This is a genomic window from Streptomyces niveus, from assembly GCF_001723055.1.
Classification (GTDB): Bacteria; Actinomycetota; Actinomycetes; order Streptomycetales; family Streptomycetaceae; genus Streptomyces; species Streptomyces niveus.
The window spans coordinates 1-26,636 of record NZ_MDCR01000084.1; the positions used below are offsets into that span (position 1 = coordinate 1).

Consider the following 26,636-nt stretch of genomic DNA (forward strand, 5'->3'; position numbering starts at 1 on the left):
GATCGGGAAGCTTTGCGTTGGAGGGGGGAGTGCGTGGGGCCCGGTCCGGTGGACCGGGCCCCTAGAGCTTTCCGGGCACCCCTCGAAGCCCTGCGCGGCCGGGAGTTGTCCACAGGGCGGGCCGGGTGTCGTACCCGGGCGGTAGCGTCGGATCATGTCCAATCTGGCCGTGCTCGAAGGCGTTCTTGAGCGGATCACGTACAGCAACGAGGAGAACGGCTACACGGTCGCCCGCGTCGACACCGGCCGGGGCGCCGATCTGCTCACCGTGGTCGGCTCGCTCCTCGGCGCGCAGCCGGGGGAGTCCCTGCGCATGGAGGGCCGTTGGGCCTCGCACCCCCAGTACGGCAAGCAGTTCACGGTGGAGAACTACACGACGGTCCTGCCCGCGACGATCCAGGGCATCCGCCGCTATCTCGGCTCCGGTCTCATCAAGGGCATCGGTCCGCGTATCGCCGAGCGGATCGTCGAGCATTTCGGCGTCGACACCCTGGAGATCATCGAGAAGGAGCCCAAGCGGCTCGTCGAGGTGCCCGGCCTCGGCCCCAAGCGGACGAAACTGATCGGCGCCGCCTGGGAGGAGCAGAAGGCCATCAAGGAAGTCATGATCTTCCTTCAGGGCGTCGGCGTCTCCACCTCGATCGCCGTCCGCATCTACAAGAAGTACGGCGACGCCTCGATCTCCGTCGTGAAGAACGAGCCCTACCGGCTGGCCGCCGACGTGTGGGGCATCGGCTTCCTCACCGCCGACCGCATCGCCCAGGCCGTCGGCATCCCGCATGACAGTCCGGACCGCGCGAAGGCGGGGATTCAGTACGCGCTCTCCCAGTCCACCGACCAGGGGCACTGCTTCCTGCCCGAGGAGCAGCTCATCTCCGACGCGGTGAAGCTTCTCCAGGTCGACACCGGACTGGTCATCGACTGCCTGGCCGAACTGGCCGCCGATGACGAGGGGGTGGTCCGGGAGAAGGTGCCGGGCCCCGACGGGGGCGAGCCCGTCACCGCCGTCTATCTGGTGCCCTTCCACCGTGCGGAGCTGTCCCTCTCCGCCCAGCTGCTGCGGCTGCTGCGGGCCGGGGAGGACCGGATGCCCGCCTTCCAGGACGTCGTCTGGGAGAAGGCCCTGCCCTGGCTCGCGGGCCGCACAGGAGCCGAGCTGGCCCCCGAGCAGGAGGCCGCGGTGCGGCTCGCCCTCACCCGTAAGGTCGCCGTCCTGACCGGCGGGCCGGGCTGTGGAAAGTCCTTCACGGTCCGCTCGATCGTGGAGCTCGCGAAGGCCAAGAAGGCGAAGGTGGTGCTCGCCGCGCCCACCGGGCGCGCCGCCAAACGCCTCGCCGAGCTGACCGGAGCCGAGGCGTCCACCGTCCACCGGCTGCTGGAACTGAAGCCGGGCGGCGACGCCGCGTACGACAGGGACCGGCCCCTCGACGCCGATCTGGTCGTCGTCGACGAGGCGTCCATGCTGGATCTGCTGCTCGCCAACAAGCTCGTGAAGGCGGTGGCACCCGGTGCACACCTGCTGCTCGTCGGTGACGTCGACCAGCTGCCGTCGGTGGGTGCGGGCGAGGTGCTGCGGGACCTGCTGGCCGACGCCGGACCCGTGCCGCAGGTGCGGCTGACCCGGATCTTCCGGCAGGCCCAGCAGTCGGGCGTGGTGACCAACGCCCACCGCATCAACTCCGGGGTCCAGCCCATCACCCAGGGCCTGAGCGACTTCTTCCTTTTCGTGGAGGACGAGACGGAGGAGGCAGGAAAGCTGACGGTGGACGTCGCGGCCCGCCGTATCCCCGCCACCTTCGGCCTCGACCCGCGGCGCGACATCCAGGTGCTGGCCCCGATGCACCGCGGCCCGGCCGGCGCGGGCACCCTCAACGGGCTGCTCCAGCAGGCCATCACCCCCGCCCGGCCCGAGCTGCCGGAGAAGCGGCTCGGCGGCCGTGTCTTCCGCGTCGGCGACAAGGTCACCCAGATCCGCAACAACTACGACAAGGGGCGGAACGGGGTCTTCAACGGCACGGTCGGGGTTGTGACCTCGCTGAATACGGACGACCAGTGCCTGACGGTGCGCACCGACGAGGACGAGGACGTGCCGTACGACTTCGACGAGCTGGACGAGCTGGCGCACGCCTACGCGGTGACGATCCACCGCTCGCAGGGCAGCGAGTACCCGGCCGTGGTCATCCCGGTCACGACCGGCGCCTGGATGATGCTCCAGCGGAATCTGCTCTACACGGCGGTCACCCGGGCCAAGAAGCTCGTCGTCCTCGTCGGCTCCCGGAAGGCGATAGGCCAGGCTGTCCGCACGGTCTCCGCCGGCCGCCGCTTCACCGCCCTCGACCACCGCCTCTCGGGCGGCCTCCAGGCCGGCGGTTTCTAGGGCCCCGTCCGGACCCGGCGTGACCCCCTCCAGGGGAGTGTCCGGGGAGGGAATGCCCACCCCGGACTTTCGGAACCGGGGCGAAGGGGGCAGGATGTGGAAGTTGGCGGCACTCAGTGCCGCGAATAGGCCTAATGGTCGACCCCGAGTGCACTCTCCTGAGCCAAATGGGGGATGGTGGAGTCAGTCAGGGCACCTCGAAGAAGAGGCACTACGTCGGTGAGGGATGACGTGAGCGACAACTCTGTAGTACTGCGGTACGGCGATGGCGAGTACACCTACCCGGTGATCGACAGCACCGTCGGCGACAAGGGCTTCGACATCGGGAAGCTGCGGGCCCAGACCGGCCTGGTGACCCTGGACAGCGGCTACGGCAATACCGCCGCCTATAAATCCGCCGTCACCTATCTCGACGGTGAGCAGGGCATCCTGCGGTACCGCGGCTACCCCATCGAGCAGCTCGCCGAAAGCTCGACGTTCCTCGAGGTGGGCTACCTGCTCATCAACGGTGAACTTCCCAAGGTCGACGAGCTGGCGTCCTTCAAGAACGAGATCACCCAGCACACGCTGCTGCACGAGGACGTGAAGCGCTTCTTCGACGGCTTCCCGCGTGACGCGCACCCGATGGCCATGCTGTCCTCCGTGGTCAGCGCGCTGTCGACGTTCTACCAGGACAGCCACAACCCGTTCGACGAGCAGCAGCGCCACCTCTCGACGATCCGGCTGCTGGCCAAGCTCCCGACGATCGCGGCGTACGCGTACAAGAAGTCGATCGGTCACCCCTTCGTCTACCCGCGCAACGACCTCGGGTACGTCGAGAACTTCCTGCGCATGACCTTCTCGGTCCCCGCCCAGGAGTACGAGCTGGACCCGGTGGTGGTCTCGGCCCTCGACAAGCTGCTGATCCTGCACGCGGACCACGAGCAGAACTGTTCGACCTCCACCGTGCGGCTGGTCGGCTCGTCGCAGGCGAACATGTTCGCCTCGATCTCCGCCGGCATCAGCGCCCTGTGGGGCCCGCTGCACGGTGGCGCCAACCAGTCGGTGCTGGAGATGCTCGAGGGCATCCAGGCCAACGGCGGCGACGTCGACTCCTTCATCCGCAAGGTGAAGAACAAGGAGGACGGCGTCCGGCTGATGGGCTTCGGCCACCGCGTCTACAAGAGCTTCGACCCCCGGGCGAAGATCATCAAGGCGGCGGCGCACGATGTCCTCTCGGCGCTCGGCAAGTCCGACGAGCTGCTCGACATCGCGTTGAAGCTGGAGGAGCACGCGCTCTCCGACGACTACTTCGTCTCGCGCAACCTCTACCCGAACGTGGACTTCTACACGGGTCTGATCTACCGGGCTATGGGCTTCCCGACCGAGATGTTCACCGTGCTCTTCGCGATCGGCCGGCTGCCCGGCTGGATCGCCCAGTGGCACGAGATGATCAAGGAGCCCGGCTCCCGTATCGGCCGCCCGCGCCAGATCTACACCGGCGAGGTCCTGCGCGACTTCGTCCCTGTCGAGAGCCGCTGAGCCTCGCAGGACGGACACCACCCGAGCGCAACAGAAAGCGCCCCGCTTCCCGATCCCCCCACGGGTCGGTATAGCGGGGCGCTTCCCATATCCCCGGTGCGGATTCCCCCCACGGGATCCGGGCCGGGCGTCTGCGGTTGCCGGCAGAAGCCAGTTTCACGCGGTCTGCCGGGGTCCGTACGAACCAGGGGGGCCGCTCAAAGCTCCCCAGTTGCACGTCCCCCGGCCAACGCTTGCCTGAGACATCCCCCAAGACATCTCATGAACGTCCCCCAAGACGTTCTCGGCATCGCCTCTTAGACTCGCGAGCTGCCCGGATGGTTACCCCTAAATCTATGTGATCTAGATCTCTTTGTGAAGGTCCTGTGCCTCATGTGAAGGAGCGGGACCGCAAATTGTTGGTTACTACGAAAACAGACGAAAAGGCCGCCGCCAACCCCGCGGCCCCGCCGATCGCGGGCTGAGCGGGGCTGTTGTGGCGCGGGGCGACCGGAACGACGGGAGGGCCGCACGCCGCCCGGTGGGAAACCGGTCGCGTACGGCCCCGTGACGAGATCGCTCAGGCCTGGCCGGCCAGCTCGTAACCCGCCTCGTCGACCGCCGCGCGCACGTCGCTCTCGTCGAGCGGGGCCTCGGAGACCACGGTCACCCGGCCGCTGGCGGCCTCGGCCGCCACCGATGTGACGCCCTTGATCGCGGAGATCTCGCCCGAGACCGCGCCCTCGCAGTGACTGCAGGTCATGCCGGTGACCGCGTACACCGTCGTGACGGCGCCCGTCGTGGTCTCGGCGGCGCCGTCGTGACAGGAGCCGGTCGGCGAGCAGCAGGAACCGGCGGCCTGGGTGGTCCCCGTCGCGGTCTTCGTCTCTGCGGTCATGGCGTTCTCCTCCGGGCGGGCATGCGGAACGGGAAAGGGCTGCCAGGGGCGCGGAAACGCCGCGACGCCCTGACCTACGACAGACTATACCCCTAGGGGGTATGAATGCGAGTCCGGGATCGCGGCGCGGGTTCTCGGGTGGCGTCAGGAGTCCGGTGACGCCGTCTCCCGCTGTGCCTGGCAGTGGGGGAGTGCGTGGCCGACCAGGGGGTCCAGGTAGCGGAACATGGCGTTCTTCAGCTCCCCGACATACGCCTCCCGCTCCTCGCCCTCGTGCGACAGGATCAGGTCCAGGCCGCCCTTGAACAGGACGAAGACGAACTCCGCCGTCCTGGTCCGCTCGGCCCGCGGGGTGTCGGGGAGGTAGCTGCCCAGGATCTCCTCCACCCGGGTGAGCAGCGTGGAGTGCAGGACGTCGTGCTCCTCCGTCACCTGCCCCGGGATCTCGGAGCCGTGCATCAGGACGGCGAACGCCGGATTCTCGCAGTTGAACGTGATCAGCGGATCGAGGACGGCGTCCAGCATCTCCGGGAGCGGCAGATCCATGTGGGCGGGTGTGAACGCCTGGCCGTACGTCGTGCGCCAGCGATTGAGGAGTACGTCGCCCAGCTCGACGGCGATGGCTTCCTTGTTCGGGAAGAACTGGTAGAGCGTGCCGGGCGAGACGCCGGCCTCCCGGGCGATGGAGTTGGTGCTCGCCGCCGTGTAGCCGGTCGCGCAGAAGACCCGGCCCGCGGCTTCGAGGAGCTGTGCGATACGGCGCTCGCCGCGTGCCTGGCGGCGCCGTGGCCTGCCCGTGTCCTCGGTGGAGCCGCCGCCCTTGGCCGCGCCGTCCCCGGCCGCACTGTCCTGGCTGTCTCGCCCCACGGCTCCGCCTCTCCTCGCTTCAGGCACGTGAACTCCCAGGATCCCTCGATCGGTTGACTGCGGTTGACAAACGCGAGTCCTCGCTCGCATTCTTGATTTATGCGAGCGATCACTCGTGTTTGTCATTCTATGGCAGTGGCCGACCCATGTTCTGGGCCAAGGTGAAGGGGACACCGCACTATGTCCGAAGTCAACAGGGGGTCGCGCGTCGGCGGCTGGACCCGGTTCGTCACGGCGCGCCCACGGCTTTCGCTGCTGGCCGCCCTGGTGATCACGGCGCTGGCGGTCTTCGCGGGGAGCGGGGTCGGCGACCGGATGGGCAGCGGCGGCTGGGAGGACCCCGCCGCCTCGTCGACCTACGCCACGAAGGCGCTGGAGCGTGAGTTCCCGGCCTCCCAGCCGAATCTGCTGCTGCTCGTCGACGCGGGCGGCAAAGGGGTGGACGACCCGTCCGTCGCCGCCGAGGCCGGGCGGCTCACCGAGCGGCTGGCCGCCGAGGACGGGGTCGTAGGCGTCGGTTCGTACTGGCAGACGCGGGCGCCCGCGCTGCGCGCCGAGGACGGGGGCGAGGCGCTGATCGCCGCCAGGATCGTGGGCACGGAGAAGGAGGCCGGCGAGACCCTGGAGCGGATAGCACCCGAATTCCGCGGCACGCAGGGGTCCTTGGACGTCTCCGTCGGCGGGCCCGTGGCCGTACGGCACGAGATGCAGGCCATCATCCAGGAAGATCTGCTGCGGGCCGAGCTGATCGCCCTGCCGGTCACTCTCGTCCTGCTCGTCATGGTCTTCGGCAGCGCGATCGCCGCCCTGCTGCCGCTGGGCATCGGCATCGTCGCCATCCTCGGGACCAACGCGGTGCTGCGGGGGATCACCGAGATCACGGATGTCTCGGTCTTCGCGCAGAACCTCACCACGGCCCTCGGGCTCGGACTGGCCGTGGACTACGCCCTGTTCATCGTGCGCAGATTCCGGGAGGAGCTGGCCGAGGGCGTGGACGTGCGGGACGCGGTGGGCACCACGCTCCGTACCGCCGGACGGACGGTGCTGTTCTCCGCACTGACGGTCGCGGTGTCGCTCGCGGCGATGATGGTCTTCCCGCAGTACTTCCTGCGCTCGTTCGCCTACGCCGGGATAGCGGTGGTGCTGCTCGCCGCCGCCGCCGCGCTGATCCTGCTCCCGGCCGCGCTGATGCTGCTCGGCCACCGGGTCAACTCCCTCGACCTGCGACGGCTGTTCGGCAAGGGGCGGAAGAAGCCGGTACCGGGCGACGGGACGGCGGACGGGACGGTGGAGGGGACGAGCGGCGGCTGGGGGCGTACGGCGGCGCTGGTGATGCGCAGGGCTCCGCTCTTCGCCGTCGCGACGGCCACAGGCCTGGTCCTGCTCGGACTGCCCTTCCTGGGCGTCAAGTTCGGCACGGCGGACGACCGGCAGCTGCCCTCCAGCGCGGAGGCCCGAGTGGTCCAGGAGGACATCAGGAGCGCGTTCCCTGGCAGTCCTGGGGGTGGGCTCGAAGTGCTCGGGGAAGGCGGGGCGACAGCCGCGGAGTACGCCGACTACCGCGACCGGGTGGCCGCGCTGCCCGATGTGCTGCGCGTCGACGGACCGGTCGTCTCCGGAGACCACGCGTACTTCACGGTGCTGCCCCGTGGCGAGGCGGTGGACCAGGACACGCAGCGGCTCGTCCGTGAACTGCGCGCCGAACCGGCCGCGTTCGACACCTCGGTCACCGGCACGGCCGCCGTACTGGTCGATTCGAAGGACGCCATCGGCGACCGGCTGCCCCTGGCCGCGGGCATCATCGTCGTGGTGACCCTGCTGCTGGTCTTCCTGCTCACCGGCAGTGTCCTCATCCCGATACAGGCGGTGGCGCTCAACGCGCTCAGCCTCACGGCGATGTTCGGAGCGGTCGTCTGGGTCTTCCAGGACGGCCATCTGTCCGGGTTCCTCGGTTTCACCCCGACGGGGGACATCGAGACGACCCTTCCGGTGCTGATGTTCTGCGTCGCCTTCGGACTCTCCATGGACTACGGGGTGTTCCTGATATCCCGGATCAAGGAGGAGTACGACCGCAGTGGGGACCACGAGCGGTCCGTCATATTCGGGCTTCAGCGCACCGGAGGCCTGATCACGGCGGCGGCGGTGATCCTGGCGGTGGTCATGGTCGCCATCGGCACCTCGCGGGTGACCAACACCATGATGCTCGGGCTCGGTATCGCGCTCGCGGTCGTCATGGACGCGATGGTCGTACGCAGTCTGCTGGTCCCCGCGGTGATGAAGCTGACGGGCCGGGCCACCTGGTGGGCGCCGGGGCCGCTGCGCCGCTTCCACGACCGGTTCGGGGTGAGCGAGGGCGGCTCGCATCCGGCGGCCCTGGTGGGCGGCACGGACGGCACGGGCGGGTCCGAAGGGGCCGTGTCCGGGGCGGGTGAGCGGGACAAGGTCGGGGTCTGAGTCGTCGTCACCCGGACCGAGGGCCCCGTTACATCCACCAGTGGCGGATGTACGGGGCCCTGCGGCCCGGTCGGGCGGCGACCCGGCGCGGGAGTCAGCTCCCGCGGTTCACTCTCTGCGGCCTCTGTTCCCCGGGCGCTTGGCCACCCAGGCGCGGACGGTGTCCGCGTACCAGTAGGGCTTGCCGTTCTCCACGTGGTCCGGCGGCGGAAGCAGACCGTGCTTGCGATAGGAACGGACGGTGTCCGGCTGTACCCGGATGTGAGCGGCGATCTCCTTGTAGGACCAGAGACTTCTGTCCGTCATGCGTGGCACCTCCCTGCGCCCGCCGCAGCGGCGGCCGGGGGGCCGTCTGGAGGGCTGCGACTGAAACGCTGGTGATCACTGAGCCTGTGCCCGTTGAACGACTCACAGTGACGGAGAGGGAGGGGCTGTCGCGCCACTGTGACGTAAAACCCGCGTAATGGAGATATGCGTGACGTTAAACGGATCTCTGTGACAGAAGCGACGCAATGGAGGTCAGTGTGTCGATGGCCCAACTGTTCGACAGGGGACCCGGGTTACGCGCCGCACGAGCGGAGGAAGCGGCGCGTCCGTTCGGCGATCGGATAGGGCTTGTCGGGCGGGCAGGGGTACATGTCCTGTTCGACGATCGCGAAGAGATCGACGTCCAGATCCTGGGCCGCCGTCAGTACCGGTCCCAGCGCGGGCACTCCGCCCGGCGGCTCGCACATCACGCCCCGCGCGACGGCCGGCCCGAACGGCACCCCGTCCGCGACGACGTCCGCGAGGATCTCCGGATCCACCTGCTTGAGATGCAGATAGCCGATCCGCTCCCCGTAGGTCTCGATCAGCTTCACGCTGTCGCCGCCGCAGTAGGCGTAGTGCCCGGTGTCCAGACACAGTGACACCAGCGCGGGATCGGTGGCGTCCAGGAACCGGGTGACGTTCTCCTCGCTGTCGATATGGGTGTCGGCGTGCGGGTGGACCACGATGTTCAGCCCGAAGCGGTCGAGCACCTCACGGCCGAGCCGTTCGGTCTGAGTCGACAGGTCGTGCCACTGCGCGGCGGTGAGGGTCCGCTCCTCCAGCACCTGACCCGTCTTGTCGTCACGCCAGAACGACGGGATGACGACCAGATGGTCCGCGCCCATCTCCTTGGTGAGCGCCGCGATGTCGGCGACATGCGACCACGTCCTGTCCCAGACGGCGGGCCCGTGGTGAAGTCCGGTGAACACGGTGCCGGCCGAGACCTTCAGGCCGCGCGAGGCCGTCTCGTCGGCGAGGCGGACCGGATCGGTCGGGAGGTAGCCGTACGGGCCGAGTTCGATCCACTCGTATCCGGCCAGGGCCACTTCGTCGAGGAAACGCCGCCAGGGAACCTGCTGGGGGTCGTCGGGAAACCAGACGCCCCAGGAGTCGGGTGCCGACCCGACCCTGATGCGGTTCAGCGGGGGTACGGAGGAGGTCATACCGGTCAGCCTCGCGGCCGTCCGAGAAGAGTGTCAAGCGTTCGTCCGAATGTAAGGACAAAACGTTGACAGAGGTCGGGAGAGAGCACTAGACCTGGCACTGGCCGTCGAAACGAGGGGACGCGCATGCCTGAGCCGTACGACGTGATCACCATGGGGCGGATCGGCGTTGACCTCTATCCGCTGCGTACCGGAGTCCCGTTGGCACAGGTCGACACCTTCGGGAAGTTCCTCGGCGGCTCCGCGACCAATGTGGCGGTGGCCGCCGCCCGGCTCGGCCGCCGGGCCGCCGTCATCACCCGCACCGGACGGGACGCGTTCGGGGACTATCTCCACCACGCCCTGCGGGAGTTCGAGGTGGACGACCGGTGGGTGACACCGGTCGACCGGTGGCCCACCCCGGTGACGTTCTGCGAGATCTTCCCCCCGGACGACTTCCCGCTCTACTTCTACCGGCAGCCCACGGCGCCCGATCTCCAGATCCAGTCGCACGAGTTGGACCTCGACGCCATCAGGGCCGCACGGATCTTCTGGATGACCGGCACCGGTCTGTGCGAGGAGCCCAGCCGGGCCGCCACGCTGACCGCCCTGCGCGCACGCGGCGAGGCGCGGGCGCACAGCCCCGAGGAACGGTCCTCCGGGCGCCGGCCCGGGACCGCCATCACCGTCTTCGACCTCGACTGGCGCCCGATGTTCTGGAAGGCACCGGCCGACGACACCGAAGACCCCGGCACCTCCGCCACATCCGACGATCCGCGGGCGCTCATGGCGGCGGCCCGGCCCCTGTACGCGCGGGCGCTGCGCCACGCCACCGTCGCCGTGGGCAACCTGGACGAGTGCGAAGTCGCCGTCGGGCAGCGCGAACCGTACGCCGCCGCCCGCGCGCTCCTCGCCGCGGGACCCGAACTGGCCGTCGTCAAACAGGGCCCCAAGGGCGTCCTCGCCATGCACCGCGACGGCACCGTCGCCGAAGTGCCGCCCGTCCCCGTGGAGGTCGTGAACGGCCTCGGCGCCGGGGACGCCTTCGGCGGCGCCCTCTGCCACGGACTGCTGGCCGGCTGGGACCTGGAGCGCGTCATGCGGTACGCCAACGCCGCAGGCGCCATCGTCGCCGCCCGCCTCGCCTGCTCCTCCGCCATGCCCTACGCCCGGGAAGTCGTCCAGGTCCTCGGCGGCGGCCCCGTTCCCACCCCGGGAACGCTGCCTCCGGAGGCCGCCCTGTGACCCGCGTCGACGTCTCCGAACTCGTACGGATCCGTACGCACCACCCCGAGGCCATCGCCGAGGCCGCCGCCCGCCGGGCCCGCCGCCCCCTGCTGCGCCCCGGCGGACGGCTGATGATCGTCGCGGCCGACCACCCGGCCCGGGGCGCCCTCGCCGTCGGCAACCGCCGTCTGGCCATGGCCAACCGCGCCGACCTGCTGGAGCGGCTCTGCCTCGCGCTGTCCCGCCCCGGCGTGGACGGGGTCCTCGCCACCGCCGACATACTCGACGACCTGCTGCTTCTCGGCGCGTTGGAGGACCGCGTCGTCGTCGGCTCCATGAACCGGGGCGGCCTCGCGGGCGCCGCCTTCGAACTGGACGACCGCTTCACCGGCCACCGCGCCGAGGACGTCGCCCGACTCGGCTTCGACGCGGGCAAGTTGCTGCTTCGCGTCGACTACGAGGACCCGCGCTCGGCGGACACCCTCCTGTCGGCCGCCCGCGCCGTCGACGCCATGGCGGAGCGACGGCTGCCCGTCTTCGTCGAGCCGTTCATCTGCCACCGCAGGGACGGACGGCTCGGCACCGACCTGACGGCCGAGGCCGTGACCCGTTCCATCGCCATCGCCTCCGGCCTCGGCGGCACCTCGGCGTACACCTGGCTGAAACTGCCCGTCACCGAGAATCCGGGCGACATGGCCCGGGTGATGGAGACCTCCACGCTGCCCGCCGTCCTGCTCGGCGGCGAGATCGGCGACGACCAGGAGGGCACGTACGAGAAGTGGCGCGAGGCACTGCGCCTGCCCACGGTGCAGGGCCTGGTCGTGGGGCGCTCGCTGCTCTACCCGGTGGACGGGGACGTCGCGGCGGCCGTCGACACCGCCGTGGGTCTGCTGTAGGGCCGGTGGCCGCCCGGCCACGGCAGTTGTAGGGCCACGGGGAGAGTAGGCAGACGTGCGGAGGGATACGGAGCGACCATGACGACGGACACCGACACCGACCAGGGCCTCGACGGGGAGTTCCTGGAGCGGCACGTGCGCGCGGGCAGCGCGGCGAGCGGCCCGTACGCGCTCGACATTGACCCCCGGCGGGCGGGCTGGCTGCACAGCGCCCTGCGCGTCCTCGACCTGCCGCCCGGGGGCACCCACACGCTGGACAGCGGGGACAGCGAGTGGATCGTGCTTCCGCTGAGCGGCGGTTGTACGGTGCACACGCAAGGCGAGATCTTTGAACTGCTGGGCAGAGAAAGCGTGTTCAGCTCCGTCACGGACTTCGCGTACGTTCCGCGTGACGCCCACGCCCAGATCGCCTCCGGTGCGGGAGGCCGCTTCGCCCTGGCAGGAGCGAAGTGCGAGCGACAACTCCCCGCTCGCTACGGCTCCGCACCGGAGGTTCCGGTCGAACTGCGCGGCAGCGGCAACTGCTCCCGCCAGGTCAACAACTTCGCCGCCGCCGACACCTTCGACTGCGACCGGCTGATCGCCGTCGAAGTCCTCACCCCCGGCGGCAACTGGTCGTCGTACCCGCCGCACAAGCACGACGAGAACCACCCCGGCGTCGAGTCCGAGCTGGAGGAGATCTACTACTTCGAGATCGAGGACGACGGTCTCGGCTACCACCGCGTCTCGCCCTCCAGGCCCGGCGGTACGGACGTCCTCGCCGAGGTCCGCACCGGCGACACCGTCCTCATCCCCGACGGCTGGCACGGCCCGTCCATCGCCGCCCCCGGCCGCACCATGTACTACCTGAACGTCATGGCCGGACCGGGCGAGACCCGACAGTGGCTGATCCGCGACCATCCCGACCACGGCTGGATCCGCGACACCTGGCCCGGCCAGGCGGTCGACCCCCGGCTGCCGGTGTACCGCGCCCCCCGGCCGGACGACCGGCCCGACACGGACGAGGAGACCCACCGATGAGTACGCGCCGCCTCACCGTGGCCCAGGCGCTGATCGCCTTCCTGTCCCGCCAGTACACCGAACGCGACGGCAACCGCCGCAGGCTCATCGACGCCACCTGGGGCATCTTCGGCCACGGCAACGTGGCGGGCATCGGCCAGGCACTCGTCCAGGCGGGCCCGGAGATGCCGTACTTCCAGGGCCGCAGCGAACAGGCCATGGTCCACGCCGCCGTCGGCTTCGCCCGCCAGAGCAACCGCCTCGCCACCCACGCCGTGACCACCTCCATCGGCCCCGGCGCCACCAACCTCGTCACCGGCGCCGCCCTCGCCACCATCAACCGGCTTCCCGTGCTGCTGCTCCCCGGCGACATCTTCGCGACGCACCCCGCCGACCCCGTCCTCCAGCAGCTCGAAGTGCCCCACGCGGGCGACATCTCCGTCAACGACGCGCTGCGGCCCGTGTCGAAGTACCTCGACCGCATCTCCCGCCCCGAGGCGCTCGTCCCGGCCGCGCTCGCCGCCATGCGGGTCCTCACCGACCCCGCCGAGACGGGCGCGGTGACCCTCGCCCTGCCCCAGGACGTCCAGGCGGAGGCGTACGACTGGCCGGAGGAGTTCTTCGCCGAGCGCGTCTGGCGGGTCCGCAGGCAGGGCCCCGATCCGTACGAACTCGCCGACGCCGTCGAGGCCGTCCGCGCGGCCCGCCGTCCGCTGCTCGTCGCCGGCGGCGGCGTCCACCACAGCGCGGCCGAGGACGCGCTGGCCGCCCTCGCGACGGCCACCGGCATCCCCGTCGCCTCCACCCAGGCCGGGAAGGGCTGTCTGCGCCACGACCACCCGGCGGACGTCGGCGGGATCGGCCACACCGGCACCGCCACCGCCGACGAACTGGCCCGCACCGCCGACCTGGTGATCGGCGTCGGCACCCGCTGGTCCGACTTCTCCACCGCGTCGGCGACGCTCTTCGCGCACCCGTCCGTCCGCTTCCTCAACATCAACATCACCGGCTTCGACGCCCACAAGCTCGCCGCCTCGCCCCTGGTCGCCGACGCCCGCACCGCCCTGGAAGACCTCGCCACGGCCCTCACGGGCCACCGTGTCGACGCCGCCTACGCCGCCGAGTACACGCAGGACAAGGAGCGCTGGGAGCACCGGGTCGACGCCGCGTTCGACACCGCCGAAGACCTCCTGCGGCCCACCCAGCCGCAGGTCCTGGGCCTGCTCGACGCGCTGGTCACGGACGAGGACATCGTCATCAACGCGGCCGGCTCGCTCCCCGGCGACCTCCACAAGCTGTGGCGCGCCCGCTCCCGCGACCAGTACCACGTCGAGTACGGCTACTCGTGCATGGGCTACGAGATCCCGGCCGCCATCGGCGTCCTGCTGGCCGATCCCGGGCGGCCCGTCTGGGCGCTGGTCGGCGACGGCACGTATCTGATGAACCCGACCGAGATCGTCACCGCCGTCCAGGAGCGCCTCCCACTGAAGCTGGTGATCCTCCAGAACCACGGCTACGCGTCGATCGGCGGCCTCTCCGAGTCCGTCGGCGCGGAGCGGTTCGGTACGGCGTACCGCTACCGGGAGGCGGACACGATCGGCTCGCCGACCTACACCGGCGACCCGCTGCCCGTCGACCTCGCCGCCAACGCGGCCTCGCTCGGGATGCGCGTCATCCGCGCCAAAACCATTCGTGACCTGCGCGAAGCTCTCGCCGTCGCGCGCGAGTCCGACGTCCCCACATGTGTCTACGCGGAGACCGAAACGGCAGACACTGTGTCGGGCGCGCCTCCCGCCCAGGCATGGTGGGATGTTCCCGTGGCCGAGACGGCGACCCGCCCGTCCGCGGTCACAGCACGCGAGGAGTACGACCGGAATGCCGCGGCCCGCCGCCGCCACCTCTGACAGAGTGCCGCCGGACCCGAAGGAGCACGTAATGAAGACCGTCAACCACTGGATCGGTGGCAAGACCGTCGAGGGCACGTCGGGCAACTGGGGCCCGGTCACCGACCCGGCGACCGGCGCGGTCACCACCCAGGTCGCGCTCGCCTCGCCGGAGGAGGTGGACGCGGCCGTGACGGCGGCGAAGGCCGCGTACGGCAGCTGGGGCACGTCCTCGCTCTCCGCCCGTACGGGTGTCCTGTTCGCCTACCGCGCGCTGCTCGACGCGCACCGGGACGAGATCGCCGCGCTGATCACCGCCGAGCACGGCAAGGTCCACTCCGACGCCCTCGGCGAGGTCGCGCGCGGGCTGGAGATCGTGGAGCTGGCCTGCGGGATCACCACCCAGCTCAAGGGCGAGCTGTCGACGCAGGTCTCCCAGCGCGTCGACGTCTCCTCGATCAGGCAGCCGTTGGGCGTCGTCGCCGGCATCACGCCGTTCAACTTCCCCGCGATGGTGCCGATGTGGATGTTCCCGCTGGCCATCGCCTGCGGCAACACCTTCGTACTGAAGCCGAGCGAGAAGGACCCCTCGGCGGCGAATCTGCTGGCCGAGCTGGCGGCCGAGGCGGGGCTGCCGGACGGTGTCCTCAACGTCGTCCACGGCGACAAGGTGGCCGTCGACTCCCTCCTGGCGCACCCGGACGTCGCGGCGGTCTCCTTCGTCGGCTCCACGCCGATCGCCCGCTACATCCACGCCACCGCGTCCGCCAACGGCAAGCGCGTGCAGGCGCTCGGCGGCGCCAAGAACCACATGCTGGTCCTCCCGGACGCCGACCTGGACGCGGCGGCGGACGCGGCCGTCTCGGCGGCGTACGGCTCCGCCGGTGAGCGCTGCATGGCGATCTCGGCGGTCGTCGCGGTCGGCGCGATCGGCGACGAACTCGTGGACAAGATCCGCGAACGCGCCGAGAAGATCAAGATCGGCCCCGGCACCGATCCTTCGTCCGAGATGGGCCCGCTGATCACGGCGGCCCACCGCGACAAGGTGGCGTCGTACGTGACGGGCGCCGCCGCCCAGGGCGCCGAAGTCGTCCTGGACGGCACCGGCCTGCGCGTCGACGGCTACGAGGACGGCCACTGGATCGGCCTGTCCCTCCTCGACCACGTCTCGACCGACTCCGACGCCTACCGCGACGAGATCTTCGGCCCGGTGCTGTGCGTGCTGCGCACGCAGACGTACGACGAGGGCGTCGCCCTCATGAACGCCTCCCCCTTCGGCAACGGCACGGCGATCTTCACCCGCGACGGCGGCGCGGCCCGCCGCTTCCAGCTGGAGATCGAGGCGGGCATGGTCGGCGTGAACGTGCCGATCCCGGTGCCGGTGGGCTACCACTCCTTCGGTGGCTGGAAGGACTCGCTCTTCGGCGACCACCACATCTACGGCAACGACGGCGTGCACTTCTACACCCGCGGCAAGGTCGTCACGACCCGCTGGCCGGACCCGGCGGACGCCCCGGCGGGCGTGGACCTGGGCTTCCCCCGCAACCACTGAGCCCTGACGCCCCACCAGACCGCGACGGCCCGCACGGTACCCCTATTCCGCGCGGGCCGTCGCAGCGCTCCACCGCCCCGGGACACGGATCCGAGGTCAGGGAACGAGGTGGCCGGCGGCGCGGAACAGTTCGTACCACTCGGCCCGGGTGAGCGGGAGTTCGGAGCCCTGGGCCGCGCCCGCGACGCGCTCCGGGTTGGTGGTGCCCAACACGACCTGCATCAGGGCGGGGTGACGGGTGATCCAGGCGGTCGCGATCGCGATGGCGGGGACGTCGTACTGGGCGGCGAGGCGGTCGATGACGGCGTTCAGCTCGGGGTAGTCCGACGAGCCGAGGAAGACGCCGGTGAAGAAACCGGCCTGGAAGGGGGACCATGCCTGGATGGTGATGTCGTGCAGTCGGCAGTAGTCGACGATGCCACCGCCGTCGAGGGTGGCTGCCTGCTGTTCCGCGAGCATGTTCGCCGCGACCCCTTGAGCGACGATCGGCGCGTGCGTGATCGAGAGCTGGAGCTGGTTGGCCACGATGGGCTGGCGCACGTACTTGCGCAGCAGATCGATCTGGCCCGGTGTGTGGTTCGAGACACCGAAGGCGCGCACCTTGCCCGAGGATTCGAGCGCGTCGAAGGCGCGGGCCACCTCCTCGGGCTCGACAAGCGCGTCGGGCCGGTGCAGCAGCAGGATGTCGATGCGGTCGGTCCGCAGGGCCGCCAGTGAGCGCTCGGCCGACTGCACGAGGTGGTCGTACGAGAAGTCGTAGTACGGGCCGTCCGTCACGATTCCGGCCTTGGTCTGGATCGTGATCTCGTCGCGCTGCGACGGGCTCAGCGCCATCGCGTCGGCGAAGCGGCGTTCGCAATCGTGCAACTCGCCGCCGTAGACGTCGGCGTGGTCGACGAAGTCGATGCCCGCGTCACGTGCGGTGCGGACGAGTTCGCGGATGTCGTCCTGCGACTTGTCGGCGATACGCATCAGGCCGAGCACGACGTTCGGGGCAAGGATGTCGGTGCCGGGCAGGGTGAAGGTCTTCACGGCGGTCTCCCTTTCAAAGCTCGCACGGTACGAACGGGGCTACTGCGCACTGTAGGAGGGCGGGAGGCCGTCGGAGGTGAGGAGGAGTCAGGGACGGTCCGCTGGAGTGTTCCCCGTCGCTGACCGTGAAACCGGCGCGCCGGGCGCGTCGAGTTCTCGCCATGCTATGGGCGCAAGACGGGAGGAGCGGCAGTATGGAAGGCATGACGGACATGGTGAATTCAGCCCAGGCCGAGGCGTGGAACGGCTATGAGGGCAGGCACTGGGCGGAGCACCAAGATCGGTACGACAATCTGAACGACGCCGCCAATGCTCCGCTGCTCGAAGCGGCCGGCATAAAGGAGGGTGATCGGCTTCTCGACCTCGGATGTGGGAACGGCCGGGTCACGCGGCTCGCGGCGCGGCGGGGGGCGCGGGCCGTCGGGATCGATCTGTCCGGGCCGATGCTGACGCGGGCCAGGGAGTCCGCGGCGGCGGAGGAGATCGAGGGCGTCACGTTCGTGTGGGGCGACGCGCAGGTGTACGAGTTCGAGGAGGCGTCCTTCGACATCGCCGTGAGCCGCCTCGGGGTGATGTTCTTCGCCGATCCCGCCGCCGCGTTCCGCAACATCGGACGGGCGTTACGGCCGGGCGGACGGCTCGCGTTCGTCTGCCCGCAGTCGTTCAGCCTCATGGACCAGGCGGTGATCTTCGCGGCCATCGGCACCCAGGTCACGCTGCCCGCCTTCAACGAGGACAACAAGCACCAGCCCACATCCTTCGCCGACCCGGCGCACACCGAGCGTGTCCTGAGCGACGCGGGCTTCAAGGGGATCGGTCTGCGTGCGATGGCGCTGACCCAGCACTGGGGCAAGGACGCCTCCGACGCGTCCGCCTTCCTGATGGGATGGGGGCCCCTCCAGCACTGGCTGACCCTGGCGGACGCCGACGAGCGGACGCGCATCCGCGCGCACGACGCCGCCACGGAGGCCTTCCACGCCTTCGAGACCCGGCAGGGCGTACGGCTCACCAGCCGGCTGTGGCTCGTCACCGCCGAGTGGCCCTAGGGGGTGTCCTGCCGATCAGGCCGGGAACTCCCAGGTGAGCATCGCGAAGTGACCCTGGTCACGCGCTCCGGCGGAGCGGTACGTCGCCAGTGCCGGTTCGTTGTCGGTGTCCACGCCCACCCACATGTCGTAGCAGCCGCGCTCGCGCGCGACGGTCGCCAGGGCGTCGGTCAGTGCCCGGCCGATGCCCCGACGCCGGTATCGCTCGTCGACGGACAGCTCGTACAGGCACATTTCGACGCCTTTGTCCGGATGCAGCATCTCGATGCCGGAGACGAATCCGGCCGGGACGCCCTCGACATAGGCGATCAGCAGCAGATGTCCCTGAGCGGCGAGGAAGCGCTCCGCCCACTCCGGGCGGGCCGGGCCGTCGTACAGATGCTGGGCCGCGACCAGTTCGGCGACCGTCGTCGCTCGGCGGATCTCCATGCCGGTCATATCGGTCGTCTCTCCTCGCGCGGCGCCGGGCGCGTACCACGGCTGGTGTACGGCGACGCTATCCCGTACTCCTCAAGGAGGCCCGTCAGTTCCGACCGGTGTCAGCGTGGGCGCCGCGCGGGGCCGTTTAGGGTTCAAGCATGGAGATCCCCACCCCTCGACGGCCACGGCCGCGCACACGATGGCTCGCGGGTGCCGCCGTGGCCGCCGTACTCGTCGGTGCCGGTACCTGGACCGCCGTCGCCTCGGACAGCACACCCACCGTGCACCGGGCCGACCAGACGATGGAGATGCCCGGCGCCCGGATCGACACCTCGTACTTCACCGCCGGTGACGACGGCGACAAGCGCAGGCCCGCCGTCCTGCTCGGCCACGGCTTCGGCGGCAGCAAGAACGACGTACGCGCCCAGGCCGAGAAGCTCGCGCGCGACGGCTACGCCGTACTGACCTGGTCGGCGCGGGGGTTCGGCGAGTCCACCGGCAAGATCGGACTCAACGACCCCGCCCACGAGGTCAAGGACGTCTCCCGGCTGATCGACTGGCTCGCCGGGCGCCCCGAGGTCCAGCTCGACGCCGACGGCGACCCACGCGTCGGGATGAGCGGAGCCTCCTACGGAGGAGCGATCTCGCTGCTCGGCGCCGGCTACGACCCGCGCGTCGACGCGATCGCCCCCGTGATCACCTACTGGAACCTCGCCGACTCGCTCTTCCCCGACGGGGTCTTCAAGAAGCTCTGGGCCGGGATCTTCTTCTCCACCGGCGGTGGCTGCGACACCTTCGAGAAGCAGCTCTGCGAGATGTACGACCGGGTCGCCGTCGCAGGGAAGCCCGACGCGGCGGCCGGCGAACTCCTCGCGGAGCGCAGCCCGTCCGCGATCGGCGACCGCATCAAGGTGCCCTCGCTGATCATCCAGGGCCAGACCGACTCGCTCTTCCCGCTCAGCCAGTCCGACGCCATGGCGAAGGCGATCAAGGGCAACGGGGCGCCCGTCGCCGTCGACTGGATGGCCGGCGGCCACGACGGCGGAAACGCCGAGACCGGCCGGATCGAGAGCCGTATCTCCTCCTGGTTCGACCACTACCTCAAGAAGGACACGAGCGCCGACACCGGGCCCGCCTTCCGGGTCAGCCGGACCGGCGGCGTCGACTCCACCGACGGCCAGGCGCTGTTGAGGGGCGCGAGCAGCGACAGCTATCCGGGTCTGCGCAGCGGCATAACGAACGTCACGCTCTCCGGGCGCGCCCAGTCCTTCGACAACCCCGCCGGCGCGAGCCCGCCCGCCATCTCCACCGTGCCGGGTCTCGGCGGCGGACTGTCCCAGCTGTCCTCGTTCGGCATGGGGCTCGCCCTCGACTTCCCCGGCCAGTACGCCCGCTTCGACTCGTCCCCGCTCGACCGTTCGCTCCAGGTCACGGGCTCACCGACGGTCCGGGTCACCGTCAAGGCCGACACCGACGACGCCGTGCTCTTCGGCAAGGTCTACGACGTCGGGCCCGACGGCCGCCAGGTCCTGCCCTCACAACTCGTCGCCCCGATCCGCGTCGAAGGCGTCAAAGCGGGCAACGGCAAGACCGTCGAACTGACACTGCCGGCCATCGACCACAAACTGGAGGCCGGGCACCGGCTGCGCGTCGTCCTCGCCTCGACCGACCTCGCCTACGCGTCACCCGCCGCCCCCGCCAACTACACCGTCACACCGGCCGGCGACCTGTCCGTACCCACGGCGCCCGCCCTGGCCACCGCCGCCCCCACGCTCGCCTGGTGGGTCTGGGGCCTGCCGCTGGCGGGGGCGCTGATCGCCGCCGCGCTGCTGTTCACCGCCCGCCGCCGCGTCAGCGCACCGGCGCCCGATCCGGCACTCGCCGACGTACCGCTCCAGATCACGGACCTGTCGAAGCGCTACGCCAAGTCCGCCGACCGCTATGCCGTACGGGATCTCTCCTTCCGGGTCGAGAAGGGGCAGGTGCTCGGGCTCCTCGGCCCCAACGGCGCGGGCAAGACCACGACCCTGCGCATGCTGATGGGCCTCATCACCCCCGACGCCGGAGACATCCGGGTCTTCGGGCACGCCATCAGGCCCGGCGCACCCGTCCTGTCCCACGTCGGATCCTTCGTGGAGGGCGCGGGCTTTCTGCCGCACCTGTCCGGACGGGACAACCTGGAGCTGTACTGGCGGGCCACCGGCCGCCCCGCCGAGGACTCGCACATCGAAGAGGCCCTGGAGATCGCCGGACTCGGCGACGCACTCGCCCGCGCCGTACGCACCTACTCGCAGGGCATGCGGCAGCGACTCGCGATCGCGCAGGCCATGCTCGGTCTGCCGGACCTCCTCATCCTGGACGAGCCGACCAACGGCCTCGACCCGCCGCAGATCCGTGAGATGCGCGACGTGATGATCCGTTACGCGGCCAACGGCCGGACCGTCATCGTCTCCAGCCATCTCCTCTCCGAGGTCGAACAGACCTGTACGCATCTGGTGGTCATGGACCGCGGCCGGCTCGTCCAGGCCGGTCCCGTCGCCGAGATCACCGGCTCCGGCGACTCCGTGCTGGTCACCACGGCAGGGCAGGTGCCCGAGCCGGTCGTGGACAAGATCGCCGCGCTGGCCGGGATCGGATCCGCGATCCGTACGGACGAGGGGTTGCTCGTACAGCTCGACGGTGCCAGCACCAACACCCTGGTCACCGAACTCATCCGGATGGACGTGGCGTTGACCGGTGTCGGACCGCACCGCCGCCTGGAGGACGCCTTCCTCACCCTCATCTCAGGAGCCTCCGCATGAGCGCGCTGACCGAATCGGCTCCGGGCTACCGGGCGGGCCGCACCCTGCCGCTCCGGGTCGAACTCCTGCGGCAGCTCAAGCGCAGGCGGACGATCGCGATGGGCGGGATCCTCGCGGTCCTGCCGTTCATCCTGATCGTCGCCTTCGCCATCGGCGGGACGCCGGGCGGCGACGAGGACGGCGGTGGCGGGGGCGGCAGCAGGATCAACCTGATGGACACCGCGACCGCGTCCGGGGCCAACTTCGCCGCCGTCTGTCTCTTCGTCTCGGCGGGCTTCCTGCTGGTCGTACCCGTCGCGCTGTTCTGCGGAGACACCGTGGCCTCCGAGGCGAGCTGGTCCTCCCTGCGCTATCTGCTCGCCGCGCCGGTGCCGCGCGCCCGGCTGCTGTGGAGCAAGCTGGCCGTGGCGCTCGCCATGAGCCTGGCGGCGATGGTGCTGCTGCCGGTCGTCGGGCTGGCGGCGGGCACGGCCGCGTACGGCTGGGGGCCGCTGGAGCTGCCCACCGGCGGTTCCCTCGGGACGGCCGAGACCGTGCCGCGCCTGGCGCTCGTGATCGCGTACATCTTCGTCTCCCAACTGGTCACGGCGGGGCTCGCCTTCTGGCTCTCCACCAAGACCGACGCGCCGCTCGGCGCGGTGGGCGGCGCGGTCGGGCTGACCATCATCGGCAATGTGCTCGACCAGGTGACGGCGCTGGGGGACTGGCGGGAATTCCTGCCCGCGCACTGGCAGTTCGCCTGGGCGGACGCGGTCCAGCCCCAGCTGGAGTGGAGCGGCATGCTGAAGGGCTCGGCGATCTCGGTGACGTACGCCCTGGTGCTCTTCGCGCTCGCGTTCCGCAACTTCTCCCGCAAGGACATCGTGAGTTGATCCCCTGACGGTGCCGCGCGCGCCGTTCACAGCCAGCCCCGACGAGCCGCTTCCGCCCCCGCGCGGAAGCGGCTCGTCGTGCCGAGAGCGGTGAGCAGCTCGCCGACCCGTCTGCTGTAGGTGCGGGGCGACATGCCCAGACGAGCCGCCGCCGCCTCGTCGGTGAGCCCGCACAGCATGGCTTCGAGCACGGGACGTAAGTGAGGGGGAAGGGCGCCCGCCTCGGGACCGGCCCCCGCCGCCGCTCCGGCCGGACAGCCCGGGTCGGCACCGGTCCCCGTGCCGGCCGGTGCGGGGACCGGTGCCGGGTCCCAGGCCGCGCCGTCCGGCGCGCTCCCGCGAGCCGAGCACTCCTCACCGCTGTCCCACCAGTGCTGATGGATACGGACCAGGGCCCCGACGACGACCGGGTCCCGGACCAGCAGCAGCCCGTTGAAGTGGAGATCCAGGTCGAGGGGGAGCGCGGCCGTCGTACGGTCCACGAGGACCATCTTGAACGGGATCGACTCCGTCTGCCGGGCCCCGCGGGCCAGCGCCCGCAGCTCGTACGGCAGCGCGGCCAGACCCCGGCGCGGCACGATCCGCCGGACCGTGAGCGCGACGGCGGGCAGGGGAGCGGTCCCGGCGTCGGACCCCGCTCCGGTGCCGGGGCTCGGGCCGGGATTCGTGCCGGTGCGCGGCTCCGGTCGCGCCTCCGGGTCCGCCCGTTCCGCCACCGCGCGCACGCACGCCGTGGCGAACTCCACGAACGGCAACGGCAGGCCCTTGCCCAGGGAATTGCCCGGATCGTCGAACGTCAGCAGCTCGTGACGCGCGGAACGGACGAGCGCCGCCAGCGTGGCGGCCACCTGGTGGGTGCCGCGGACCGGCCGGCCCGCCGGTCGGAGAGTCTCCACCGCGTCCCCTCGCAGTGCGCTTCTCGGCAGCGCCGACCTGTTGAGTACGGAGCCCGGAACATGTGCCACGGCTGACCACCCCCGCCATCCCCTCGGAGCCGTACGCCACTCCATGTACTCATGAGACTGCACACCGTGACAAGTGCAGTTCAGGGAGTGGCGACTCCTTGCCAAATCGGTGTGGACGCGGTGTGGACGCGGAGAACTCCCGTGGCCCGTTGCCGCATTGAGATTCATCCGCAACCTCCCGCGCCGGTCCCGCCGGACGTCTCGAACGTCAGATTCACAAGTGCCGGTGATTCCAGGGGGGACCGTGACACAGCGCGACACAAGGACAGAGCTCCGCACGACGGCGCGTCGACATGCGTGCCGAGGCGCGGTGGCCGCACTGCTGGCGGGCGGGCTGCTGCTCGCCGGCTGCTCGGGCGGCGGCGATACGCGGGACATGAGCCACAAGGCCGACGGACCGGCCCGTGCGGGCGAGCCCGGCACCGGGGCGGGACCGGGGGCCGCGGGCCCGGCCGACGGTGCCGAACAGGGCGAGGGACAGCGGGAGGGCGAACAGAAACAGCAGGACAAAGAACCGGGGGGTGACTTCGCGCCGGAGCCGGACTATCTGTCGACCTTCGCCCTGGACGTGGACACCGCCTCCTACGGATACGCGCTCCGCACCCTCGGTGAGGGACGCCTGCCCGATCCCGGCACCGTACGGCCCGAGGAGTTCGTCAACAGCTTCCGCCAGGACTACCCACGCCCCGAGGGCGACGGCTTCTCCGTCACGGTGGACGGCGCGGCGGCGCCGGGCGCGGACGACGACTGGTCCCTCGTACGTGTCGGCCTCGCCACCCGTCAGGCCGACCACGCAGGGCAACGCCCGCCCGCCGCGCTCACGTTCGTGATCGACATCTCGGGCTCCATGGCCGAGAAGGGCCGGCTCGACCTCGTCAAGGAATCGCTCGGCATCCTTACGGACGAGCTGCGCGGAGACGACTCGATCGCCCTGGTCACCTTCAGTGCCACGGCCGAGACCAGGCTGCCGATGACCCGGGTCGGCGACAACCGCTCCCGGATCCACGACGTCATCGAGGAGTTGGAACCCGCCGCGTCGACCAACCTCGGGGCGGGCGTGGAGAACGGCTACGCGGAGGCCGTCAACGGCCTCAGGAGCGGCGCGACCAACCGGGTCGTCCTGCTGTCGGACGCGCTGGCCAACACCGGTGACACACAGGCCGACGCGATCCTCGAACGCATCGCGGAGGCCCGTACCGAGCACGGCGTCACGCTGTTCGGCGTCGGGGTCGGAAGCGACTACGGCGACGCCCTGATGGAACAGCTGGCGGACCGGGGCGACGGACACACGACGTACGTCTCCGACAGGGAACAGGCCAGGAAGGTCTTCGTCGACCAGCTCCCCATGAACGTCGAACTGCGTGCCAGGGACGCCAAGGCGCAGGTGGCGTTCGACAGGGACGCGGTCGAGCGGTTCCGGCTGATCGGCTACGAGAACAGGGCCGTCGCGGACGAGGACTTCAGGGACGACCGCGTCGACGGCGGCGAGGTCGGACCCGGGCACACCGTGACGGCGCTGTACGCCGTCAGGCTGCGGCCCGGCGCGAGTGGCGCGGTGGCGAAGGCGACGGTGCGCTGGCTGGACCCCGGGACCCGGGCGCCGCGCGAGCGGTCGGGCTCGGTCGGCACGAGCGCGGTGGACTCCCGGCTCTGGGGCGACGCGAAGCCGCGGCTCCAGGTCACCGCCGTCGCCGCGTACTTCGCCGAGGCGCTGCGTGGTGAGTCGGCGGACGGCGACCGCGCTTCTCACGGCGCTCTGCCCGGTGCGCCCGACCTCGCCGAACTGGAGAAGCGGGCGCGTACATTGGCCGCCTCCACGGAGGACGAGTCGGTGAAGGAGCTGGCCGAGGCGATCGGACAGGCGAACCGCGCGAGGGGCTGACCGTGCCGGGCGACGACGGCGGGCGGGAGGTCGTGGAGGCGGTGCGGCGGGCCTTGGGAGGCCGCCGGTGAAAACGGGTGCTGCGCCGCCCCTCGCCACGCGCCATGATGTGCGGCATGGCCACTGTCCTGCTCGCGCTCGCCGTCGTCTTCACCGGTCTGTACGCCGGCATCATGCTCATCTTCCTGACCGGGATCATGCCCGCGCTGGCCCGGCTCACGGACGGGCAGTTCGTGACGGCCATGCGCCGCGTCAACGAGGAGGTACCGCGCGGGCTGTTCCTGCTCGTGTTCCTCGCCGAGGTGGCCTTCCCGGTCGCCGCGCTCGCCGTCCCCGTCGACGACCGCTCGGACAGCCAGTTCTGGCTGCTGATGGCGGGCCTGATCTGCGTGGTCGTCAACCACCTCGTCACCGTCGCGGGCAACATCCCGCTCAACAACGCCCTGGCGTCCTCGGAGACCTCGCCGGGGCCGAAACCCGACAGCGCCGTCCGCGCGGCCTTCGAGAGCCGCTGGAACCGCTTCCACGCCGTCCGTACGCTCTTCGCCGTCGCCGGGTTCGCGCTGATCGTCAGCGCCTCGCTGTCGTGACGGTGAACAGCCCCACGGACTCCCGCCGGCTCGCCACTTCCGTGAACCCGGCCTGAGCGGCCCACCGTTCGGCCAGCTCCACGGGGCGGCACCTCATCTCCCACAGGACGCCCTCGCGGTTCGGCAGCACGTTCGCGATGAACTCCAACTGAGGGTGGTGGGTCTGGGTCGTGAAGACCAGCACCCCGCCGGGCGCGAGCATCTCGCGCAGCCGTGCGACGGACGCCTCGATGACGGTGTCGTCCAGCAGCAGTTCGTAGAGCCCCGACACGACGACGATGTCGGGCGCGGCGGAGGACGGCGCCGGGTCGAGGGCGTCGCCGTACGCGTACGAGATCCCCGTCAGCCCTCGCTCGGCCGCCTGACGCTCGCCCTGTGCGAGGCCCGCGCGGTCCAGGTCGCGGCACTCGGCACGCACGGTGCCGGGCTCGTACTCCGCGAGCAGGTCCTGGAGGTAGCGTCCGGGCCCCGACGCCACGTCCAGGACACGCACACCGCGACCGGCGCCCTCACCACCGCCGCGTCGCGCGATCTCCTTACGGAGGACGTCCTTCAGCAGTTCGCGGCGGGCCCGGATGGCGCGCCATCCGACGGCGTTCAGATACACGCGGTCGATGAGGTGCCCCACGACGGGGAAGCCGCCCGCCTTGTTGACGTACACGTAGTCCAGCATCGATCCGCTGTCGAAACCGTGCCGGTAGCCGATACGGATCCCGGCGCTCGCGCGGCCGACGGTGCCCAGGAGGAGGCGCGTCGCCGCCCAGCGCGCGCGGTTCAGCGAACCGGTGCGGTGCGGACCGTTCTGAGGGCGTGGGGTCGTGCTCGTCTTCGTCATACGCATCAGCGTCGGCCCGGAGCGCGGGCCTCGGTATCCGCGCCGCTACTCGGGCGGCGGGTGAGTAGTTCCGCGTACGCTCCGGTCGA

General features: G+C 70.6%; 21 protein-coding genes. 13 read left to right on the forward strand and 8 right to left on the reverse strand.

Annotation, left to right across the window (positions count from 1 at the left end; genetic code table 11):
- The first annotated feature begins 154 nt into the window (after positions 1-154).
- Both recD2 and BHU15_RS11860 read left to right on the forward strand, forming a co-directional pair.
- Complete coding sequence (gene recD2, locus BHU15_RS11855; RefSeq protein ID WP_069627156.1) at positions 155-2,377, forward strand: SF1B family DNA helicase RecD2; 2,223 nt, start codon at positions 155-157, stop codon at positions 2,375-2,377.
- Between the two features lie 231 nt (positions 2,378-2,608).
- Positions 2,609-3,898, forward strand: a complete 1,290-nt coding sequence (locus BHU15_RS11860) for a citrate synthase (protein ID WP_023541599.1) — start codon at positions 2,609-2,611, stop codon at positions 3,896-3,898.
- Positions 3,899-4,457: 559 nt separating this feature from the next.
- On the opposite strand, the gene BHU15_RS11865 is transcribed toward BHU15_RS11860, so the two are convergent.
- Both BHU15_RS11865 and BHU15_RS11870 read right to left on the reverse strand, forming a co-directional pair.
- The gene (locus tag BHU15_RS11865) at positions 4,458-4,775 is read right to left on the reverse strand and encodes a heavy-metal-associated domain-containing protein (protein WP_069627157.1); all 318 of its coding nucleotides are present in this window, start codon (positions 4,773-4,775) and stop codon (positions 4,458-4,460) included.
- 144 nt (positions 4,776-4,919) lie between these two features.
- Complete coding sequence (locus tag BHU15_RS11870; protein WP_069627158.1) at positions 4,920-5,669, reverse strand: TetR/AcrR family transcriptional regulator; 750 nt, start codon at positions 5,667-5,669, stop codon at positions 4,920-4,922.
- Between the two features lie 153 nt (positions 5,670-5,822).
- On the opposite strand from BHU15_RS11870, the gene BHU15_RS11875 reads away from it, so the two are divergent.
- Positions 5,823-8,096, forward strand: coding sequence for an MMPL family transporter (locus BHU15_RS11875; protein ID WP_069627159.1), 2,274 nt, complete (start codon positions 5,823-5,825; stop codon positions 8,094-8,096).
- 108 nt (positions 8,097-8,204) lie between these two features.
- Here BHU15_RS11875 and BHU15_RS11880 read toward each other — a convergent pair whose 3' ends face one another.
- Both BHU15_RS11880 and BHU15_RS11885 read right to left on the reverse strand, forming a co-directional pair.
- On the reverse strand, positions 8,205-8,402 hold the full coding sequence (locus tag BHU15_RS11880; protein ID WP_023541603.1) for a helix-turn-helix transcriptional regulator: 198 nt from the start codon (positions 8,400-8,402) through the stop codon (positions 8,205-8,207).
- Positions 8,403-8,656: 254 nt separating this feature from the next.
- The gene (locus BHU15_RS11885) at positions 8,657-9,568 is read right to left on the reverse strand and encodes a sugar phosphate isomerase/epimerase family protein (protein ID WP_069627160.1); all 912 of its coding nucleotides are present in this window, start codon (positions 9,566-9,568) and stop codon (positions 8,657-8,659) included.
- Positions 9,569-9,694: 126 nt separating this feature from the next.
- Here BHU15_RS11885 and iolC point away from each other — a divergent pair, with 126 nt between their 5' ends.
- The 5 genes from iolC to mmsA all read left to right on the forward strand — a co-directional run bounded on the left by iolC (position 9,695) and on the right by mmsA (position 16,104).
- A complete protein-coding gene (gene iolC / locus BHU15_RS11890) occupies positions 9,695-10,792 on the forward strand; it encodes a 5-dehydro-2-deoxygluconokinase (protein ID WP_069627161.1) in 1,098 nt (365 codons plus the stop codon).
- Positions 10,789-11,670, forward strand: a complete 882-nt coding sequence (locus BHU15_RS11895) for a Cgl0159 family (beta/alpha)8-fold protein (RefSeq protein WP_069627162.1) — start codon at positions 10,789-10,791, stop codon at positions 11,668-11,670. Before iolC ends, BHU15_RS11895 begins: the two co-directional genes overlap by 4 nt.
- A 78-nt stretch (positions 11,671-11,748) precedes the next feature.
- On the forward strand, positions 11,749-12,690 hold the full coding sequence (iolB, locus tag BHU15_RS11900; protein ID WP_069627163.1) for a 5-deoxy-glucuronate isomerase: 942 nt from the start codon (positions 11,749-11,751) through the stop codon (positions 12,688-12,690).
- A complete protein-coding gene (gene iolD / locus BHU15_RS11905; RefSeq protein WP_069627164.1) occupies positions 12,687-14,573 on the forward strand; it encodes a 3D-(3,5/4)-trihydroxycyclohexane-1,2-dione acylhydrolase (decyclizing) in 1,887 nt (628 codons plus the stop codon). The genes iolB and iolD overlap by 4 nt, the downstream gene beginning before the upstream one ends.
- 31 nt (positions 14,574-14,604) lie before the next feature.
- Positions 14,605-16,104 (forward strand): CoA-acylating methylmalonate-semialdehyde dehydrogenase, encoded by a 1,500-nt coding sequence (gene mmsA, locus BHU15_RS11910; RefSeq protein ID WP_069627182.1) that lies wholly within the window; start codon positions 14,605-14,607, stop codon positions 16,102-16,104.
- A 96-nt stretch (positions 16,105-16,200) separates the two neighbouring features.
- Here the strand turns inward: mmsA and BHU15_RS11915 are convergent, their stop codons facing one another.
- Entirely contained in the window at positions 16,201-17,136 is a 936-nt protein-coding gene (locus tag BHU15_RS11915) for an aldo/keto reductase (protein ID WP_069627165.1), read from the reverse strand.
- A gap of 194 nt (positions 17,137-17,330) precedes the next feature.
- Here BHU15_RS11915 and BHU15_RS11920 point away from each other — a divergent pair, with 194 nt between their 5' ends.
- Positions 17,331-18,182 carry a class I SAM-dependent methyltransferase gene (locus BHU15_RS11920; protein ID WP_247748902.1) on the forward strand — a complete coding sequence of 284 codons (852 nt, stop codon included), beginning with the start codon at positions 17,331-17,333 and terminating at the stop codon, positions 18,180-18,182.
- Positions 18,183-18,197: 15 nt separating this feature from the next.
- Here the strand turns inward: BHU15_RS11920 and BHU15_RS11925 are convergent, their stop codons facing one another.
- Positions 18,198-18,611 carry a GNAT family N-acetyltransferase gene (locus BHU15_RS11925; RefSeq protein ID WP_069627184.1) on the reverse strand — a complete coding sequence of 138 codons (414 nt, stop codon included), beginning with the start codon at positions 18,609-18,611 and terminating at the stop codon, positions 18,198-18,200.
- A gap of 149 nt (positions 18,612-18,760) precedes the next feature.
- Here BHU15_RS11925 and BHU15_RS11930 point away from each other — a divergent pair, with 149 nt between their 5' ends.
- Together BHU15_RS11930 and BHU15_RS11935 are read left to right on the forward strand one after the other, a co-directional pair.
- Positions 18,761-21,403: an alpha/beta fold hydrolase gene (locus tag BHU15_RS11930; RefSeq protein WP_069627166.1), complete on the forward strand. Its 2,643-nt coding sequence runs from the start codon at positions 18,761-18,763 to the stop codon at positions 21,401-21,403.
- Positions 21,400-22,275, forward strand: a complete 876-nt coding sequence (locus tag BHU15_RS11935; RefSeq protein WP_069627167.1) for an ABC transporter permease — start codon at positions 21,400-21,402, stop codon at positions 22,273-22,275. Before BHU15_RS11930 ends, BHU15_RS11935 begins: the two co-directional genes overlap by 4 nt.
- Positions 22,276-22,301: 26 nt before the next feature.
- On the opposite strand, the gene BHU15_RS11940 is transcribed toward BHU15_RS11935, so the two are convergent.
- Entirely contained in the window at positions 22,302-23,171 is an 870-nt protein-coding gene (locus BHU15_RS11940) for a helix-turn-helix transcriptional regulator (RefSeq protein ID WP_255293084.1), read from the reverse strand.
- A gap of 379 nt (positions 23,172-23,550) precedes the next feature.
- Between BHU15_RS11940 and BHU15_RS11945 the strand changes: the two genes are divergently transcribed.
- Positions 23,551-25,122: a vWA domain-containing protein gene (locus BHU15_RS11945; RefSeq protein ID WP_255293085.1), complete on the forward strand. Its 1,572-nt coding sequence runs from the start codon at positions 23,551-23,553 to the stop codon at positions 25,120-25,122.
- Between the two features lie 116 nt (positions 25,123-25,238).
- Positions 25,239-25,712: an anthrone oxygenase family protein gene (locus tag BHU15_RS11950; RefSeq protein WP_069627170.1), complete on the forward strand. Its 474-nt coding sequence runs from the start codon at positions 25,239-25,241 to the stop codon at positions 25,710-25,712.
- Here the strand turns inward: BHU15_RS11950 and BHU15_RS11955 are convergent.
- Positions 25,693-26,547 carry a class I SAM-dependent methyltransferase family protein gene (locus BHU15_RS11955; RefSeq protein ID WP_079128083.1) on the reverse strand — a complete coding sequence of 285 codons (855 nt, stop codon included), beginning with the start codon at positions 26,545-26,547 and terminating at the stop codon, positions 25,693-25,695. The two genes, BHU15_RS11950 and BHU15_RS11955, sit on opposite strands and share 20 nt — an antisense overlap.
- Positions 26,548-26,636 lie beyond the last annotated feature (89 nt).

Coding starts and splice junctions, on each gene's coding strand:
- BHU15_RS11925 (WP_069627184.1), bottom strand. CDS start 18,611: ATGGAGATCCGCCGAGCGACGACGGTCGCCGAACTGGTCGCGGCCCAG.
- BHU15_RS11875 (WP_069627159.1), top strand. CDS start 5,823: ATGTCCGAAGTCAACAGGGGGTCGCGCGTCGGCGGCTGGACCCGGTTC.
- mmsA (WP_069627182.1), top strand. CDS start 14,605: ATGAAGACCGTCAACCACTGGATCGGTGGCAAGACCGTCGAGGGCACG.
- iolD (WP_069627164.1), top strand. CDS start 12,687: ATGAGTACGCGCCGCCTCACCGTGGCCCAGGCGCTGATCGCCTTCCTG.
- BHU15_RS11930 (WP_069627166.1), top strand. CDS start 18,761: ATGGAGATCCCCACCCCTCGACGGCCACGGCCGCGCACACGATGGCTC.
- iolB (WP_069627163.1), top strand. CDS start 11,749: ATGACGACGGACACCGACACCGACCAGGGCCTCGACGGGGAGTTCCTG.
- BHU15_RS11950 (WP_069627170.1), top strand. CDS start 25,239: ATGGCCACTGTCCTGCTCGCGCTCGCCGTCGTCTTCACCGGTCTGTAC.
- recD2 (WP_069627156.1), top strand. CDS start 155: ATGTCCAATCTGGCCGTGCTCGAAGGCGTTCTTGAGCGGATCACGTAC.
- BHU15_RS11880 (WP_023541603.1), bottom strand. CDS start 8,402: ATGACGGACAGAAGTCTCTGGTCCTACAAGGAGATCGCCGCTCACATC.
- iolC (WP_069627161.1), top strand. CDS start 9,695: ATGCCTGAGCCGTACGACGTGATCACCATGGGGCGGATCGGCGTTGAC.
- BHU15_RS11955 (WP_079128083.1), bottom strand. CDS start 26,547: ATGACGAAGACGAGCACGACCCCACGCCCTCAGAACGGTCCGCACCGC.
- BHU15_RS11935 (WP_069627167.1), top strand. CDS start 21,400: ATGAGCGCGCTGACCGAATCGGCTCCGGGCTACCGGGCGGGCCGCACC.
- BHU15_RS11920 (WP_247748902.1), top strand. CDS start 17,331: ATGGAAGGCATGACGGACATGGTGAATTCAGCCCAGGCCGAGGCGTGG.
- BHU15_RS11865 (WP_069627157.1), bottom strand. CDS start 4,775: ATGACCGCAGAGACGAAGACCGCGACGGGGACCACCCAGGCCGCCGGT.
- BHU15_RS11885 (WP_069627160.1), bottom strand. CDS start 9,568: ATGACCTCCTCCGTACCCCCGCTGAACCGCATCAGGGTCGGGTCGGCA.